Source organism: Neoroseomonas lacus (assembly GCF_014644535.1).
GTDB classification, from domain to species: Bacteria; Pseudomonadota; Alphaproteobacteria; order Acetobacterales; family Acetobacteraceae; genus Neoroseomonas; species Neoroseomonas lacus.
This window is the reverse complement of the sequence record NZ_BMKW01000034.1, coordinates 1-15,479: the sequence shown is the minus strand read 5'-3', so window position 1 is coordinate 15,479 and position 15,479 is coordinate 1. Positions and strand designations below refer to the sequence as shown.

The 15,479-nt window shown below is 67.2% G+C and carries 23 protein-coding genes and 1 tRNA gene; 20 read left to right on the top strand and 4 right to left on the bottom strand.

The features are described 5' to 3' along the window. Positions 1 to 178 precede the first annotated feature (178 nt). Positions 179 to 253, bottom strand: a tRNA-Gly gene (locus tag IEY36_RS29785). 137 nt (positions 254 to 390) lie between these two features. On the opposite strand from IEY36_RS29785, the gene IEY36_RS29780 reads away from it, so the two are divergent. The 17 genes from IEY36_RS29780 to IEY36_RS29695 all read left to right on the top strand — a co-directional run bounded on the left by IEY36_RS29780 (position 391) and on the right by IEY36_RS29695 (position 11,598). Further along, positions 391 to 1,362 carry a Bug family tripartite tricarboxylate transporter substrate binding protein gene (locus IEY36_RS29780; RefSeq protein WP_188973858.1) on the top strand — a complete coding sequence of 324 codons (972 nt, stop codon included), beginning with the start codon at positions 391 to 393 and terminating at the stop codon, positions 1,360 to 1,362. 108 nt (positions 1,363 to 1,470) lie between these two features. After that, entirely contained in the window at positions 1,471 to 1,977 is a 507-nt protein-coding gene (locus IEY36_RS29775) for a prolyl-tRNA synthetase associated domain-containing protein (RefSeq protein WP_188973856.1), read from the top strand. A gap of 136 nt (positions 1,978 to 2,113) precedes the next feature. Next, on the top strand, positions 2,114 to 3,055 hold the full coding sequence (locus IEY36_RS29770; RefSeq protein ID WP_188973854.1) for a tetratricopeptide repeat protein: 942 nt from the start codon (positions 2,114 to 2,116) through the stop codon (positions 3,053 to 3,055). A 15-nt stretch (positions 3,056 to 3,070) separates the two neighbouring features. Beyond that, on the top strand, positions 3,071 to 3,736 hold the full coding sequence (locus tag IEY36_RS29765; protein WP_188973852.1) for an LON peptidase substrate-binding domain-containing protein: 666 nt from the start codon (positions 3,071 to 3,073) through the stop codon (positions 3,734 to 3,736). Positions 3,737 to 3,749: 13 nt separating this feature from the next. Beyond that, positions 3,750 to 3,950: a Trm112 family protein gene (locus tag IEY36_RS29760; RefSeq protein ID WP_188973850.1), complete on the top strand. Its 201-nt coding sequence runs from the start codon at positions 3,750 to 3,752 to the stop codon at positions 3,948 to 3,950. Between the two features lie 4 nt (positions 3,951 to 3,954). After that, positions 3,955 to 4,320, top strand: coding sequence for a gamma-butyrobetaine hydroxylase-like domain-containing protein (locus IEY36_RS29755; RefSeq protein ID WP_188973866.1), 366 nt, complete (start codon positions 3,955 to 3,957; stop codon positions 4,318 to 4,320). Between the two features lie 272 nt (positions 4,321 to 4,592). Continuing rightward, a complete protein-coding gene (locus IEY36_RS29750) occupies positions 4,593 to 4,736 on the top strand; it encodes a hypothetical protein (protein WP_188973848.1) in 144 nt (47 codons plus the stop codon). A 48-nt stretch (positions 4,737 to 4,784) separates the two neighbouring features. Beyond that, positions 4,785 to 5,150, top strand: coding sequence for a hypothetical protein (locus IEY36_RS29745; RefSeq protein ID WP_188973847.1), 366 nt, complete (start codon positions 4,785 to 4,787; stop codon positions 5,148 to 5,150). An 87-nt stretch (positions 5,151 to 5,237) separates the two neighbouring features. Next, positions 5,238 to 5,771, top strand: coding sequence for an ATP-binding cassette domain-containing protein (locus IEY36_RS29740; RefSeq protein WP_188973845.1), 534 nt, complete (start codon positions 5,238 to 5,240; stop codon positions 5,769 to 5,771). Positions 5,772 to 5,778: 7 nt separating this feature from the next. Further along, positions 5,779 to 6,189: an ATP-binding cassette domain-containing protein gene (locus IEY36_RS29735; protein ID WP_188973843.1), complete on the top strand. Its 411-nt coding sequence runs from the start codon at positions 5,779 to 5,781 to the stop codon at positions 6,187 to 6,189. Positions 6,190 to 6,630: 441 nt separating this feature from the next. Beyond that, on the top strand, positions 6,631 to 7,755 hold the full coding sequence (locus IEY36_RS29730; protein ID WP_229681704.1) for an efflux RND transporter periplasmic adaptor subunit: 1,125 nt from the start codon (positions 6,631 to 6,633) through the stop codon (positions 7,753 to 7,755). After that, entirely contained in the window at positions 7,752 to 8,885 is a 1,134-nt protein-coding gene (locus tag IEY36_RS29725; RefSeq protein ID WP_188973839.1) for an ABC transporter permease, read from the top strand. The genes IEY36_RS29730 and IEY36_RS29725 overlap by 4 nt, the downstream gene beginning before the upstream one ends. A gap of 4 nt (positions 8,886 to 8,889) precedes the next feature. Then, positions 8,890 to 9,591: an ABC transporter ATP-binding protein gene (locus tag IEY36_RS29720; RefSeq protein WP_188973838.1), complete on the top strand. Its 702-nt coding sequence runs from the start codon at positions 8,890 to 8,892 to the stop codon at positions 9,589 to 9,591. A 522-nt stretch (positions 9,592 to 10,113) separates the two neighbouring features. Further along, complete coding sequence (locus IEY36_RS31505) at positions 10,114 to 10,749, top strand: DNA-methyltransferase (protein ID WP_373290365.1); 636 nt, start codon at positions 10,114 to 10,116, stop codon at positions 10,747 to 10,749. 48 nt (positions 10,750 to 10,797) lie between these two features. After that, positions 10,798 to 11,196 carry a hypothetical protein gene (locus IEY36_RS29705; protein ID WP_188973836.1) on the top strand — a complete coding sequence of 133 codons (399 nt, stop codon included), beginning with the start codon at positions 10,798 to 10,800 and terminating at the stop codon, positions 11,194 to 11,196. Continuing rightward, a complete protein-coding gene (locus IEY36_RS29700; RefSeq protein WP_188973834.1) occupies positions 11,193 to 11,471 on the top strand; it encodes a hypothetical protein in 279 nt (92 codons plus the stop codon). The genes IEY36_RS29705 and IEY36_RS29700 overlap by 4 nt, the downstream gene beginning before the upstream one ends. Next, positions 11,455 to 11,598, top strand: coding sequence for a hypothetical protein (locus IEY36_RS29695; RefSeq protein WP_188973832.1), 144 nt, complete (start codon positions 11,455 to 11,457; stop codon positions 11,596 to 11,598). Before IEY36_RS29700 ends, IEY36_RS29695 begins: the two co-directional genes overlap by 17 nt. 80 nt (positions 11,599 to 11,678) lie before the next feature. Here the strand turns inward: IEY36_RS29695 and IEY36_RS29690 are convergent, their stop codons facing one another. Continuing rightward, on the bottom strand, positions 11,679 to 12,608 hold the full coding sequence (locus tag IEY36_RS29690) for an AraC family transcriptional regulator (RefSeq protein ID WP_188973830.1): 930 nt from the start codon (positions 12,606 to 12,608) through the stop codon (positions 11,679 to 11,681). Between the two features lie 90 nt (positions 12,609 to 12,698). Between IEY36_RS29690 and IEY36_RS29685 the strand changes: the two genes are divergently transcribed. From IEY36_RS29685 to IEY36_RS29675, 3 genes are all read left to right on the top strand, one after another. Continuing rightward, positions 12,699 to 13,535, top strand: a complete 837-nt coding sequence (locus IEY36_RS29685) for an SDR family oxidoreductase (RefSeq protein ID WP_188973828.1) — start codon at positions 12,699 to 12,701, stop codon at positions 13,533 to 13,535. A gap of 112 nt (positions 13,536 to 13,647) precedes the next feature. Continuing rightward, on the top strand, positions 13,648 to 13,803 hold the full coding sequence (locus IEY36_RS29680) for a hypothetical protein (protein WP_188973864.1): 156 nt from the start codon (positions 13,648 to 13,650) through the stop codon (positions 13,801 to 13,803). Then, positions 13,779 to 14,195 (top strand): IS5 family transposase, encoded by a 417-nt coding sequence (locus IEY36_RS29675; RefSeq protein WP_188973862.1) that lies wholly within the window; start codon positions 13,779 to 13,781, stop codon positions 14,193 to 14,195. Before IEY36_RS29680 ends, IEY36_RS29675 begins: the two co-directional genes overlap by 25 nt. A 9-nt stretch (positions 14,196 to 14,204) precedes the next feature. Here IEY36_RS29675 and IEY36_RS29670 read toward each other — a convergent pair whose 3' ends face one another. Together IEY36_RS29670 and IEY36_RS30980 are read right to left on the bottom strand one after the other, a co-directional pair. Next, on the bottom strand, positions 14,205 to 14,507 hold the full coding sequence (locus IEY36_RS29670; protein WP_188973826.1) for a recombinase family protein: 303 nt from the start codon (positions 14,505 to 14,507) through the stop codon (positions 14,205 to 14,207). Beyond that, a partial coding sequence (locus tag IEY36_RS30980) for a DUF3489 domain-containing protein (protein ID WP_229681702.1) occupies positions 14,507 to 15,479 on the bottom strand: 973 nt, incomplete at its 5' end. The genes IEY36_RS29670 and IEY36_RS30980, both read right to left, overlap by 1 nt.

Genomic DNA, 15,479 nt, shown 5'->3' with positions numbered 1-15,479 from the left:
CTTAAGCTTGAGGGAAAAATCGGCCCACCCTCAAGGTTCGGAGACTCTCCGCTCTCTCCGGGGCAAAATTGGCTGACGTTGCGAGATCGAACCATCAAGGTCCATGCGCAAACCCCGGCCAAACCTGCGCCTCAGCGCGGCGCCCTGACCAGGAGAGACAGGTTGTGAGAGAGAAGATTGGAGCGGGCGAAGGGATTCGAACCCTCGACCCCGACCTTGGCAAGGTCGTGCTCTACCCCTGAGCTACGCCCGCGCTCCGTGCGGGCCGGGCTTTTGGCATGGGTCGTTGGGGATTGCAACCCACCCCCCGCGAGGAATCGAACATCCTCTCGACAGTCGCTACCCGCCAAGGCAATCATCGCCGCAACGAACCCCCGGGAGAAATCCGTCATGAACCGCCGCGCCGTCCTCGGCCTTGCCGCCGGGGCCCTTGTTCTGCCTGCCTTGCGCCAGGCCAGCGCACAAAGCTTCGACCACCCGGTGCGCCTGGTGGTCCCCTTCGCCCCGGGCGGCACCTCCGACATCATCGCCCGGCTGCTCGCGCCGGATCTGACGCGCGCCTTCGGCCAGAACGTCGTGGTCGAGAATCGCACCGGCGCCGGCGGCAATATCGGCGCCGACGTGGTCGCGAAATCCGCGCCGGACGGCCACACCCTGCTGATCATCGACGTCTCGACCCTGGCGACGGCACCCTCGCTCTACACGCGCCTACCCTTCGACCTGAAGCGGGACCTCGCCCCGGTCACCATGCTGATCTACGCGCCCTACATCCTGGCCGTGCACCCCTCCCTGCCGGTGCAAAACGCCGCCGAACTCGTGGCCTATGCGAAGGCCAATCCGCAGCGGGTCAATGTCGGCCATGCCGGGATCGGCGTGGGCAACCATCTCACCGGCCTGCTGGTGGCGCAGCATTGGGGGGCGGACCTGACCCAGGTGCCCTATCGCGGCGGCGCCGCGGCGCTGACCGCGGTCGCCGCCGGCGAAGCCCAGGTCATCATCAACGGCGCGACCGCCACCGCCCCTTTCTGCAAGCAGGGCACGCTGCGCGCCATCGCCGTCACCGGGCCGGCACGCTTGGCCGACTTCCCCGACGTGCCTACCTTCACGGAACTCGGCTGGCCAGCGGCCGATTCGGGCACCTGGCAGGGTGTCCTCACCCAAGGCGGCACTCCGGCGCCGATGGTGAACCGCCTCTCGGACGCGCTGCGCGCCGCCATGGCGGTTCCGGCCACCGCCACCCGCATCGCCGCCCTCGGCGCCGTCAACCGCGCCGAGGGTCCGGACAGTTTCCGCACCTGGCTCGACAATGAGATCGAGGTCTGGGCACGGGTGGTGCGCGCCAACAACATCAAACTGGACTGAATGCCTGCGGGCGCAGTCTGTCGCGCGGCACCATTCCGCACCCCGCCCGGCCGCTCAACGGTGCGGGCGGGGGGCGGGCAGGTGCGGCACCTCGCAAACGGACACTGAATGCCTGAATCACCCCAGGGCCTGCTGGCCCGCCTCACCACCGCCGGCATCGCCGCCGAGACCCGCCACCACCCACCCGTCTTCACGGTGGCCGAGAGCCAGGACCTGCGCGGCGAACTGCCGGGCGGCCACACCAAGAACCTGTTCCTGAAGCCGGCCAAGGGCGTCGGGCCGTTCCTGCTCGCCACCCTGAAGGAGGATCGCCAGGTCTCGATCAACGCGCTGGCGCGGCTGGCCGGCGCGGGCAAGGTATCGATGGCCAGCGCCGAGGACCTCCTGGCCACGCTCGGCGTCACCCCCGGTTCCGTGACCCCTTTCGGCCTGGTCAATGCCGCGCCCGGGTCGGTGCGCTTCGTGATGGACCGCGTTCTCGCCGAGGGTTTCGACCGTATCTGGGTGCACCCGCTGACCAATGCCGCCAGTACCGGCCTCGCGCCGGCCGAGCTGTTGCGGTTCCTCGCCGGAATCGGGCATGAGGCCTTGCTGCTGGACCTCGACGCCGGGTAGGCAGCATGCCGCGCGGCCAATCGGACCGCGGCGGCGCATCCTGCTTGCGTCGCGCGGTGGACAGCGCATCTATGGGATGAAACAGCTGCCCGGCCCACCGCCCGCCAGCCCGGCCAAGACTTGAGGAATGCCTGCCATGGACGTGATCTTCGACCCCGCCCGCCAGGGCGCGCCCGCCGCCGCCGCCGAAGGCGTCATCAAGGACGGCAACCAGAACACCTTCATGCAGGACGTCATCGAGGCGTCGCGCCAGGTGCCCGTCCTGGTCGATTTCTGGGCGACCTGGTGCGGCCCCTGCAAGACGCTGACCCCGGCGCTCGAGAAGGTGGTGAAGGGCGCCGCCGGCCGCGTGCGCCTAGTCAAGATCGACATCGACCAGAACCGCTCCCTCGTCGCGCAGCTGACGCAGATGGGCCTGCCGCTGCAATCCGTCCCGACCGTCGTCGCCTTCTGGCAGGGCCAGATCCTCGATCTGTTCCAGGGTGCGCTGCCCGAGAGCGAGGTCAAGCGCTTCATCGAAGGCCTGCTCAAGGCCGCCGGCGGCCAAATGCCGACCGCCGACCTGCTGGCCGAGGCCGAGGCCGCCGTCGCCGCGGGCGACCATGCCGGCGCGCTCGAACTGTTCGGCGCTCTGTCCCAGCAGGAGCCGGAGAACGCCAAGGCGCTCGCCGGCGTCGCCCGCGCCCTGCTCGCCCTGGGCGAGGAAGACCAGGCGCTCGCGGTGCTCGACAGCGCCGCGCCGAAGATCAAGGAGGCCGCGGAGGTCGTCGCCGCCCGCAGTGCCATCGAGGTCGAGATCGAAGGCCGCCGCGCCCGCGACCAGCTCGCCCAGCACCAGGCCCGCGTCGATGCCGACCCGGACGACCATGCCGCGCGCATCGACCTCGCCATCGCGCTGTCCGCCAATGGCGAGCGCGACGCCGCCGTCGACATGCTGATCGAGGCGATCCGCCGCGACCGCGCCTGGAATGAGGAGGCCGCCCGCAAGCAGCTGCTGAAGCTGTTCGACGCCTGGGGCTTTGACGACCCGGCCAGCAAGGCGGGCCGGCGCAAGCTCTCCGCCGTGCTGTTCCGATAGGCCCGGGCCGGCACCATGCCCGCCTTCCGCCCCCGCTACGCAGACCTGCCGGAGGAGATCGCGGTATTCCCGCTCTCCGGCGCGCTGCTGCTGCCGGGGGGCAGGCTGCCGCTCAACATCTTCGAGCCGCGCTACTTGGCGATGACCTTCGACAGCCTGGCGCGGGGGCGGATGTTCGGCATGGTGCAGCCTGACACCCACCTGCCGCGTGGCGAGTCCGGCTCGGCGCTGTACCGTGTTGGCTGCCTCGGCCGGCTTTCGTCCTTCTCCGAGACCGAGGACGGGCGCCTGCTGATCGCGCTGACCGGGGTGATTCGCTTCCGCATCGCCGAGGAACTGCCGCTCGCACCGGGCGGCTATCGTCGCGTCCATGCCGACTACGCGGATTTCGCCGCCGATCTGGTGCCGGAGGAAGGCAGCGCGGCCTATGACCGCGCTGAACTACTCGACGCGCTGCGGCCCTATTTCCGCGCCCGCGGCATCGAGGCGAATTGGGAGGCGGTGGAACAATCCGCCGACGCCATGCTCGTCACCACCTTGTCCATGGTCTGCCCCTTCGACGTGCCGGAGAAGCAGGCCCTTCTGGAAGCCCCCGACTGCGCCGAACGCGCGCGCATGCTCGTCGCGCTGATGCGCATGGGGGCTGTCGCCAATTCGCCGTCCGAGGGACGGCCAAGCTAAGGGACGCACCACCATGTCCGACACCAAGCAGCAGCCCGGCGGTGCGGTGGATCCGCGTCTGCTGGAAATCCTCGTCTGCCCCGTCACCAAGGGGCCGCTGCGCTATGACCGCGAGAAGGGCGAGCTGGTCAGCGACCGCGCCGGGCTCGCCTACCCGATCCGCGACGGCATCCCCATTATGCTGCCGGACGAGGCACGCAAGCTCGCCGGCTGAGCGCGTGGCCGCCCCCTCGGAAATCCGCCTCAAACGTGCGGAGCAATTGCTTGAAGTCGCCTGGTCCGACGGTGCGCGCTTTCGCCTGCCGGCCGAATACCTGCGCGTCGAAAGCCCCAGCGCCGAAGTCCAGGGGCACGGACCCGGGCAGAAGGTGATCATCGCCGGGCGACGCCATGTCGGCATCATGCGCGTCGAACCGGTGGGCAATTACGCGGTACGGATCGTGTTCGACGACCTGCACGACACCGGGATCTATTCCTGGGAGTATCTGCGCACCCTCGGGGTGGAGCAGGAAGCGCGGTGGGCGACCTATCTCGCCGAACTGGGCGCGCGGGGGCTGTCACGGGAGCCGGCCAGGAGGGGGTGAGCGGGCTTGGAGGGGCCCTGCCCCTCCAAGCCTCCCCGCCAAAGGCCTGAAGGCCTCCGGACACCGCTTTTTGGTTCCGGGCAGGACGGCCCGGACTCACGGGCGCTGCACGGGATTTGCATCCCTCGGAGGGGTGAAAATCTCCAAGTGCTTGATCGGGTGCATTTTAAGTTTGGGTCTGGTCCAGATTAGGTGATCTGAGCACCTGCTAAGGTGCTGTGATAGCTTGGAAAAATCGCTATCTGCGCCACACGTGCATTTCAGAGGTCAAATTGCGTCAGCTCTTGAGCTTCTTCTGCGCTGATCTGACCGCGGCCCAGGCCACCGAACTCTCCGGGCTCGACCGTAAGACCACCCTGCGTCCCTTCGCCCTGTTCCGCGCCCGCATGCCCGGCGAGCCAGGCGAGGGACGCTGAACCGCGCGCCATCGCATCCGTTCAGCACCGAGCAACGACCGTTGGTCGATGGTGTCCGCCGTTGTCAGTTACGCCGCGCCGCACATGCGCGCGATGGTCGACCACCGGCCCGCGACGATGCCGACGATACCGGGTCAGGGCGCGTTCGGCGCTGTGCACGAGATCGTGCGCCTCCTCGAGGCGGATCCCACGACCGATTGGCGCAAGGTCAATCTCGCCGCCCCGCGTGTGCACCTGATCGATATGAACGAGGTGACGCTGCGGCCAGTAGCTGCGCAACGCGGGGTCGAGGGCGGGATCGAGATCGCCGTGACCGGCGACGGTCGCACTCTCGACGCCATCCGCCGCATGGTCCCGGCCCATGCCCAGGAGTTGGACCGGTTCCCAATTGGACAGCCAGGACCGAGGCGCTGACCGATCGCGTTCGCCTGATCGTGACCTCGACCGATCCGCGGGATGTGCCCCACATTCGCGGGATGGGTTTCATCGGCCTGTTGGTAAGTGGTTCGCATCACCAGCGGCACCACCTCACGATCGCCGGCGGCGAGCCAATCCAATGATGACACGCCCGCCCGTCGGCGCGGCACCAGCATGACCATTACCCCCGAACCGATGATCGAGGCCCGCCGGCTAAGGCGGCGCTTCGGCGACCGGGTCACGGTGGACAGCATCAACTTCGCGATCGCGCGTGGCGAGATCTTCGGCTTTCTCAGCCCCAACGGGGCCGGCAAGAGCACCACGGTCAGGATGGTCACGGGCCACGTGCCAGCCAGCGAGGGGACCGCCATGGTGGCCGGCTACGATGTCGCCAAGGATCCTATCGCCGCGCGGGAGTTGCTGAGCGTGGTTCCGGAGGAGGCAAACGTCTATGCCGACCTCACCGTCTGGCGGAATGTGATGCTCATGGGCGAACTTCACGCCGTCGGCCGCCGTCAGCGCACGGAAGGTGGCAAAGAGTTGCTCGGCCTGTTCGGCTTGGTCGGCCGGGAGAAGCAAAAGGGGCGTGATCTTTCGAAGGGCCTCCGCTGCGCCTGATGCTGGCATGGCTTTGGTCGGCAGCCCGGCGATTCTCTTCCTCGTCGAGCCAACGACCGGTCTCGATCTCGCCAGCGTCCACGCCATCCGCGATGTCGTCGTACGCATGAAGCGTGATCGATGCACCACGATGCTTCTGACGACCCACAAGATCGAGGAGGCGGGCGATCTCTGCCACCGGGTCGCCATCATCGACCAGGGACGTATGACCGCGTTGGATACTCCGCAGGCGCTGCGCGGCACGATCGAATCCCGGCGGTCGATTGAGGTGCGGTTCGCGACCTCAGGTGTGGCGCCGGGCGATGTTCTCGCCGACGCCTCGACCATCAAGGTCACGCCGCTGCCGATGACTTCCGCGCCGATGCCGCGGATGCCGGCCGGCTGGCGCAGGACATCGCCGCACACTCCGCGGCAATAGGGATCGGGATCATCGCATTGAACACCCTCGAGCCGAGCCTGGAGGAGGCATTCCTGCACATCACCCGCCGGGCCGTATCGGTAAAGCCGAAGTTACCACATATGCCCGCGGCATCGTCTCTATGTTCTTCGTCCTTGCCTTCGCCGCGGGCCGCGATCTGCCCATCAGCGCGATGGTGCCCCGCGTCGTCGCGATGGCGCTGTTCTTTGCGCCCTCGCAGTCGGTCCGCTGGTGACGCCGTGGGAGCGCCAGGCGCGGACCTCATCCGCGCGGGATTCGGTAGTATGCGGTACCTTCCATTCGCTATGGACGTCGCGGCGCTGGTCGCGCTTTCCGGCTGCTTCCTGGGCCTGACCCGGATCATCCATTGACTGAACCGGTCCCGCCTGCGTTGAGGAGATACGAATGCGCCGCAGGCTCCTGCTCATCGTGCTTTCCTTGATGGTGGCGCTGGTCGCTGCCGCCGCGCTGGCCACGGACCGCCTGTGGCGGCCCATCGCCGTCAGCGTCGCGACAATGGAGCGCGATGTGCCCATCCAAGTCTTCGGCCTCGGCACGGTCGAAGCACGCGTGATCTCGCGCGTGGGCTTCGAGGTTACGGGAACCCTGGTGGAACTGGCCGCCGATTTCGGAGACCGGGTGACGGCCGGCGCCGTCCTCGCACGGGTACAAAGCCGAGAGCAGGAAGCGCGCGTAGCACAGGCCCGGGCCGCAGTGGATCAGGCCGAGGCGGCGGTCCGCCAAGCCGATGCGGCCATCGAGCGCGCCGAGGCGAGCCTGCGCCAGAGAGTACAGACGAATGACCGTCGGCAGGCCCTGGTCCAGCGCGGCAATGTTTCGGCGGAAGCGGCCGATGAGGCCCGCGCGGCCTTCGAGATCGCCGCAGCGGAACTCAGCCAGGCGCGAGGTGCGGCAGCGGTCGCGCACGCCAACCTGGAACAGACGCGCGCGGTGCAGTCCTTGGAAGAGGCTCGGCTCGCCAAGTACGAACTGCGCGCGCCCTACGATGCGATGGTTGTCTCGCGCAATCGGGAACTCGGTTCGATGCTCAGCCCGGGCGAGGCCCTGTTCACGCTGGTCGATGCGGCGACCGTCTGGGTTCTCGCCTATATCGACGAATCGAAGGCCGGGCAGATGGCTGTCGGTCAGCCGGCGGAGGTGGTGCTGCGTTCGCTCGGAAACCGCCGCTTCTCCGGACGCGTGGCGCGGATCGACATCGAGAGCGACCGCGTGAATGAGGAACGGCGCGTCTTCGTTCGATGCGAGGATTGCCCGGCCGATTTCCATCTTGGCGAACAGGCGGAAGTCACCGTGTCGGTCGCACAGCTCGGTGAGGCCCGCCTCGTGCCGTTGGCCGCGGTAATCGGCCTGGACGGGCACCATGGCGTGGTCTGGACCGTCGAGGATGGCCGGCTGGCCCAACGCGATGTGACATTTGGGCAACGGACACTGGACGGCCGGCTTCAGGTCCTGGACGGCGTGCCGCAGGACGCGGAGGTGGTGAATCGGCTCGGCAGCGGGTTCAGCATCGGCCGTCAGGTGACGGTCGGGGCAAGGCGCCCATGAACCTCGCGTTCCGGGAGATCCGTCACAAGCTCGGGCGCTTCGTGCTGACCTGCATCGGCCTCAGCCTGCTGCTCGGTGTCGTGGTGACGATGGCCGGGATCTACAGGGGGCAGACGGCCGACGCGCTGGCTCTGGTGCGTTCCATCGGCGCCGACGCCTGGGTGGTCGAGGCGGAGACGCATGGCCCCTTCGCGGAAGCCTCACGCATCCCTGGCGACACACGGGAGATGATCGCGCGCATCAACGGCGTGCTCGCGGCCGGCTCCATCACGATCCAGACGATCCAGGCCGACCATGGCAGCCGGCGCCTGCGGCTGCAGGTCGTCGGTTTCGAACCGGGCAGGCCCGGTGGCCCTGCCCGTATCGCGACCGGGCGTGAAATCACCCGCGGGCACTATGAACTGATTGCCGATGTCCAGACAGGACTCACGCCGGGCGAGACGCTGCGCCTGGGTCGACGCACCTTCACCGTCGTCGGCCTCACGCGCGGCAGCGTGACACTGTCAGGCGATTCCATTGTCTACACCACCTTGCGCGATGCCCAGGAGCTTCAGTTCGAAGTCTCGGCACCAGCGTCCCGGCGTGAGGTCGCACGTGGCGCGCAGCACACCGCCACCGATATCATCAATGCCGTGATCTTGCGGATATCGCCTAATGTGCCTGTCGATTCCGTTGCCGACGATGTGCGGCGCTGGAAACACCTGTCGGTGCTCACACAGGCGGAACAGGAAACCATCCTCACCACCACCGTCATTGAGCGGGCACGCCGGCAGCTCGGCCTGTTCATGGGTGTCCTGACGCTCGTCTCAGCGGTGATCATCGCCCTGATCGTCTACACTCTGACCATGGACAAGCTGCGGGAGATCGCGACGCTCAAGCTGATCGGGGCCCCGGACCGGACGATCATCGGCCTGATCGTGCAGCAGGCGCTGATGATGGGCGTAATCGGCTTCGTCTTCGGCGCCTCGCTGGTATTCGCGGCGAAGGACTGGTTCCCGCGACGGGTCGTGCTGGAGCCGACCGACCTCGTCACGCTGTTCGGCATCGTGGTCATCGTCTGCCTGCTGGCAAGCAGCCTGGGCGTCCGCTTGGCCATGCGCGTCGAGCCTGGCCGCGCCTTGGTGGGTTGAAGCTATGGAGAGCCCGCCGCCATCCTCGCAGCCATTGGTCGAACTCAGCGGGATCTCCAAGCACTTCGGGGAGGGCGCGGCGCGGGTGGACGCGCTGCACGGGGTGGCGATGACGATTTCCGCCGGTGAGGTGGTCGGGCTGCTGGGACCGAGCGGGTCCGGGAAAAGCACGCTGCTGAACGTCATCGCCTGTATCGTCGAACCCAGCGAAGGCCGGATGCTGCTGGATGGCGAGGCCGTGTTCGATGGCCGCTGGCTGCGCCGGGATCTCCGCCGGCTGCGGCTCGAGAAGATCGGTTTCGTCTTTCAGACCCACAATCTGCTGCCCTTCCTCGACGCGACGGACAACGTGGCGTTGGCGATGACCTTGACCGGTGAAGGGCTCGACGCGGCGCGGCGGCGGGCATGGGAGCTGCTCGACTATCTGCAGGTGGGGCATCGGCGGTATGCGATGCCGGCCCAACTCTCCGGCGGGGAGGCACAGCGTGTGGCGATCGCGCGCGCCCTGGCCAACCGGCCGCGGATCATCCTGGCAGATGAGCCGACCGCGGCGCTCGATTCCGTACGCGCTGGCATCGTGATGGATCTGCTGTCGCGACTGGCGCGCGAGCAGCAGGCGGCGATCGTGACCGTGACCCACGATGAGAAGATTATGGATCGTCTGGACCGGATCTTCCGACTTCGTGACGGGCGGCTGAATGCATAGAAGATGTGGGCGGCGATGCCGCGTCCACCAATACGTGGTGGCGCGGGCGGCAGGCTGAACCGCCTCGGGTTTGTTGGAGGCTCCAACGCCTGAGAGGCTGGAGCGATGACGAACAATTTCTCGCCTGAGGTGCGCGAACGGGCGGTACGGATGGTGCTGGAGCATGAGGCACAGCAGCCGCTCGGACGGTCTGCGCAGAGGCCGTGCCGGGCGCGGCTCTTCCTTCGCCGGTGCATCCTCCACGACCCGAGCCGGCACCAGCGCCGGGACCGGCTTGGCATGCACTACGATCGGCATCGTTCTTTCGCGCATCTCCCGTCGCCACTCAAACAGAAGGCTCCGGCTCGTCCCGCGCCGGTCTGCTACAGCTGCCGCCGACGCGCTGGGCCGCGACACCTCCGCCACCAACGCCCGCTTTTGCTCAAACGCCCAGCGCCGACGACGCGACACGACGCCGATCACCTCACTCAAACGACCGTCCGGCACCGCCCTTATGGCCCTGGCGGCGTCCGTCCCCACCTGATGGTCACCGACCCGCCCTACGGCGTCGCCTACGACCCGGAATGGCGAAACATGGCCGGCGTCAGCACCACGCGGCGCACCGGCAAGGTGGAGAACGATGATCGCGCCGATTGGCGCGAGGCCTGGGCGCTGTTTCCCGGCGATGTCGCCTATGTCTGGCACGGCGCCCTGCACGCCACCACGGTGGCGGAGAGCCTGACCGCCTGCAGCTTTGATATCCGTGCGCAGATCATCTGGGCGAAGGACCGCTTGGTGCTCGGCCGCGGCCACTACCATTGGCAGCATGAACCCGCCTGGTATGCGCTGCGCGGCCAGGGGCATTGGTCGGGCGATCGCAAGCAGACGACCCTGTGGCAGATCGCCGGCCGCAGCGAGGATGCCGAGACGGTGCACGGCACCCAGAAGCCGGTGGAATGCATGCGCCGGCCGATCGAGAACAACTCCTCGCCCGGGCAGGCGGTGTACGAGCCGTTCTCTGGATCGGGCACCTCCCTGATCGCGGCGGAGATGACGGGCGGTCCTGCCATGCGATCGAACTCTCGCCGGCCTATGTCGACGTCGCGGTGGCGCGGTGGGAGGCCTTCACGGGCCACGACGCCGTCCGCGAGGGCGATGGGGCTTCCTTCAGCGGCCTAGGCCCTGGCCCGGTCGGCGGCGCGCCTGCGAGTCCCACGGAGGCGTCCCATGCGCCGGTTTGAGCCCACGTCGGATCAGCGCCGCACGGTGAAGACGATGGCGGGGTTCGGCATTCCGCACACGGACATCGCGCCGTTCATCGGCATCGATACCAAAACATCGCGCAAGCATTTCGGGGAAGAGCTCGACCGGGGGATAACGGAGGCCAATGCCAAGGTCGCGCAGTCGCTGTTCCAGATGGCCACGCAGGGCAAGAACGTGGCCGCGGCCATTTTCTGGATGAAGGCCCGGGCGGGCTGGCGCGAGAAGATTGAGATCCGGCCCGAGGTGACGCCTCATGCATCGCTGACCGACGCGGAGCTTGAGGCAATCATCCGACAGGGTGAGTCGCCGCGGCGGGTCTACAATCGGATCATCGAGGGGACGGCGGGGGAGAAGGGCCAATGACAGCCGAGCCCACCCCTGATGCCATCCCGTCGTTTTCGGAGGAGCAGCGGCGGACGGCGCGGGCGATGGCGGGGCTGGGCATCTCGCGCCGGCAGATCGCGGTCTACCTGCGCACGGATGAGACGGCCTTGAAGGCGAGCCCGGGCGATGAGCTCGAGCAAGCGGAGGTGGAGGCCATCAGCAAGGTGGCACGAGCGTTGTTCGCCATGGCGACGAAGCAGAACAAGGTCGCGGCGGCGATCTTCTGGATGAAGGCGCGTGGGTTGGCAGGATAAGCAGCAGCTCGAGGTGACGGGCAAGGATGACGGCCCGATCGCGATCGCGGAACTGACGATCACAACCGACGATCCGGTGGAGGCGTCGCGCCAGTACCAGCGCCTCATCCGCGGCATCGCCCCCTGACCAGCCGACGCATCGCATCTGTTCAACACCGAGCAACGACCGTTGGTCGGTGGCGAACAGGGGGCGGAGCGGGAATGGCCTCACCCGCTCGGCCCACTTGAGGCAGCTGGCCCATAGGAGCGAGCGAACTGCCGCGGTGCGCAGCCGACGTGTCGGCGAAAGGCCGTACTGAAGGCGCTAGCCGACTCATACCCGATGTCCACCGCCAAGCGGTCCAGGGACACCTTTCCTCGACACAGGGCGTTCTTTGCGATCGCCATCCGCCAACGGGACAGATACTCGATGGGGGCGCAGCCTACGGTGCGCAGAAACTGTGCGGCAAACGTGGATCTCGACAGCCCTGCGGCCTTGGCCAGTTCGGCTACCGTCCAACCTTTCTGATGATGGGCGTGCATCAAACGAAGGGCTTCTGCCACGGCGGGCTCTCTCAGGCCCGCGATCAAACCCGCGGGCGCGCTATTCGCGCCACCAATCTCCTGGTCGCGAAGGGCCTCGATCATCAGAATCTCGAGTAGCCGGTCCAGGATCGTGGGCCCACCTGGTCGCGCAGCGCCGCATTCTTCCACGATGAGGCTGATTATGCGCGCAAGGCGTGTGGTGTCGTTCTCCATCGCGCGGATATGAATCTGCTTGGGCAGCAGGGTGAGTAGCAGTAGAGCGTTCATGGGCTCGATGCTGAACGTCCCGCCCAGCATTCGGAAGTCAGGGTCTCCGACCTGATCGCCGTAGCGCACGGCCTTCGTGCCGGGTTCCCCTTGAATGCACGCACCGCCCGGGCGGTTCGACATCTCGAAGGCCGGCGTCAACGGAAACAGCAGAAAGTCACCACGGCGGAGGCGGATAGGCGCCTCCCCCGACAAAGCGAGCCAACAGTCACCCTCAACTACGAGTGCGAAGCCAGGTGCATCGTAGGCAGAGTAGCGAACCCCCCAGTTTCCTAAGGCAGTAATTGGCTTCGAGACTGCAGTGCTCGGCCGAAGCAGGTCGATGACGGCGCTGAGGGGATCCACGCTGGACGATCCATAATGTATTGCGGCGTGATGATTATAGATCGTCCCGTCTGATCTGGATACCAGTAGGTGCACCAGATGGAGACCAACATGCCTCGCACCGTCCTGATTACCGGAACCTCGTCCGGCTATGGGAAAGCCATTGCAGAGATGTTCCTTGCACAAGGCTGGAACGTCCTCGCCACTATGCGCCGCCCCGATCCGGGGGTCTTCCCGATGAAGACAGATCGCCTGCGTGTCCTGCCACTCGACGTGACCGACCCGGGCAGCATCGGCTCGGCAATTGCCGAGGGAGTCCAGACGTTCGGTGCAATTGACGTACTGGTGAACAACGCCGGTATCGGTTTGGCTTCGGCGTTCGAGGCAACGCCCGACGCCGTCGTTCGGCAGCTCTTCGAGACCAATACCTTCGGAGCCTTGGCAACCTGCCGCGCAATAATCCCACAGATGCGCCGACAGGGTAGCGGGGTGATCATCAACGTCACGTCGAGCGTCACGATTGGGCCAATGCCGCTCGTCGCAGCTTATGCGGCCAGCAAATCGGCTGTGGAAGGATTCACGGAATCCTTGAGCTATGAATTACGCCCGTTTGGTATCACCGCGCGGCTCGTGGAGCCTGGCTACGCTCCCACTACGAACTTCACGACCAATGGCGGAGCCCGCATGAAGGGCCTGATACCGGTGGAGTACGCAGGCTTCGCTGCGGCGTGCTTCGCAAAGATGGCCGCGTATCCAACGGCGTACTGTAGCGAGGCAGAGGTTGCGCAGGCCGTGCTCGCGGCGGCGACCGAGGAAGGACGGGTGCTCCGCTATCTCGCAGGCGCCGACACGAAGATGCTCGCTGAGCTACGCTGGTCTTCGTCAGAGGCGACATACGTCAGCAAAATGGGCGAAATGTTCGATCCTTTGTGGCCGGTCGAAGCATAGGACGAGTTCTAGGCTCAGGACCCATTAACGGCTTGCGGCGACGCGGCGGCGTGTAATTCTGCGTGTGGTGGAGGTTCCGCTATGCCCAGCCCCAAGCCACCGTNGCTTGGGCGTGTTCGACCGCATCTTCGCCGCGCTGGCCGCCGAGAGCGGCCCGCCTGAACGCCTGATGATCGACAGCACACACCTCAAGGCGCACCGCACCGCGGCCAGCCTGCTCAAGAAGGGGCTTTCCCCCGCTGCATCGGCCGAACCAAGGGCGGGCTGAACTCCAAGCTTCACGCCGCCGGCGACGGCCAAGGGCGTCCCGTCGTGCTGGCGCTCACCGAAGGCCAGGCCAGTGATCACCGGGGTGCTGCCTTGATGCTGCACAAGCTCCCACCAGCCAGCGAACTCATCGGCGACCGCGGCTACGACAGCGGCCGCTTCCGCGCAGAACTGGCGGCTCAGGGCATCGCCCCGTGCATCCCGTCAACCCGCCGTCGGAAGGTGCCCATCCCGCACGACGCCTCGCTGTATCGCCAGCGCCACCGCATCGAGATCATGTTCCGCAGGCTCAAGGATTGGCGCCGCATCGCCATGCGCTACGACCACTGCGCCCACATCTTCTTCAGCGCTATCACCCTCGCCGCCACCGTCATCTTCTGGCTCGGTCAATGAGTCCTGAGCCTAGTCATGCTCGGAACCGGAGAGCGTGTGCGCGCGCCGGGTGATCCGATCCAGCCGCGCTGCCACCAACACGGCATCCAGCTGTCGGCATCGGGCCAGCGCCGCCTGGAACCACGGCCGCCGATCGTCCTTGCCCGAGGCGACGTCGGAATACTCCACCACCAGCGTCCAGCCCTGCGCGGCGATGAAGGTCCGGATGCTGGCTTGCTGGGCCTCCAGGCCGAGCCCGCTCTGCCCCTGCTCAGCAGTCGAGACCCGAGTGAGCCCGACCGCCAGGCGGGGCGCCTGTGCACCGAGGCGCATCAACCTGCCTCCGCCGGCGCGGTCGCGGCGGTGATGCGGTAGATCGAGTAGGAGCCGTTGGCGCCCTGCTTGTTCGGCCCGACCTGTCGGACCCGCTCTAGCACTTCGATGGTGATGCCCTTGCGCTTGAGGCCGGCGAGGAAGCCGCGGACGGTGTGCTGCTGCCAGCCGGTCGCGTCTATGGTCTGGGTGATGGTCGCGCCTTCGTGACGGCGCAGCAGGGCGAGGACGTGCTCCTGCTTGGTGCCGGTCCGGGGCGTGCGTGGTGCAGAAGAGGCGCGTGGTGACCGTGGTGCAGCGGCCAGGGCGTCGCGCAGGCCCGTGATGGCGTCGTTGATCCCCGCCTGCTCCGCGGCGTCCCAGGCGGCGAGGACGGTTGCAGCGGCCATCCGGAGTGCGGCCGCCCGGCCTTTGCGCCCTTGGTGACTCACGGGCGACCGCGGGGGCCCCTCGGACGTCTCACTGGTAGCGGACAGCGGCGGAGGCAGAAAAGCCGCCTGTGAGTCTCCCTGGCCCGCCTCGGGGATTATTGCTGCCTCCGCCGGCTGGGAAGGCGCCGATGGATGGCATTCCGGTTGGTATCGGGGCGGCTCGACCCCGATCGCTGCCAGGCCGACCGCCGTGTTCCGCAGCGCGAGCGGAGCACCGTCCTCGTCCTGCCGCCAGGCGAGATCGATATGTTCGCGCGGCGCATGGACCTCCTCCAGCAGGTCCTTCGCCATCGGGCTGCGCAGGACGCTCTGCCGCGCCGCTACAGGCAGATGCTTGGGCGGTTCGGCAAGCAGCGCGCCATGCCGTGCCGCGCTGCTGAGGATCACGCGCTGGGTGTAGGAAGCTTCGTCATCGTCGGGCTCCGGTTCGGCACCCGATTGTCCGTCGTCGAATGCTATGAGACAGCGGAGGCGGCTGGCTAGCGGAGTATCTGGCCCATCTGGCGGTGAGGTTAGGCGGCGTGCTGCTGGTGGATCAAGC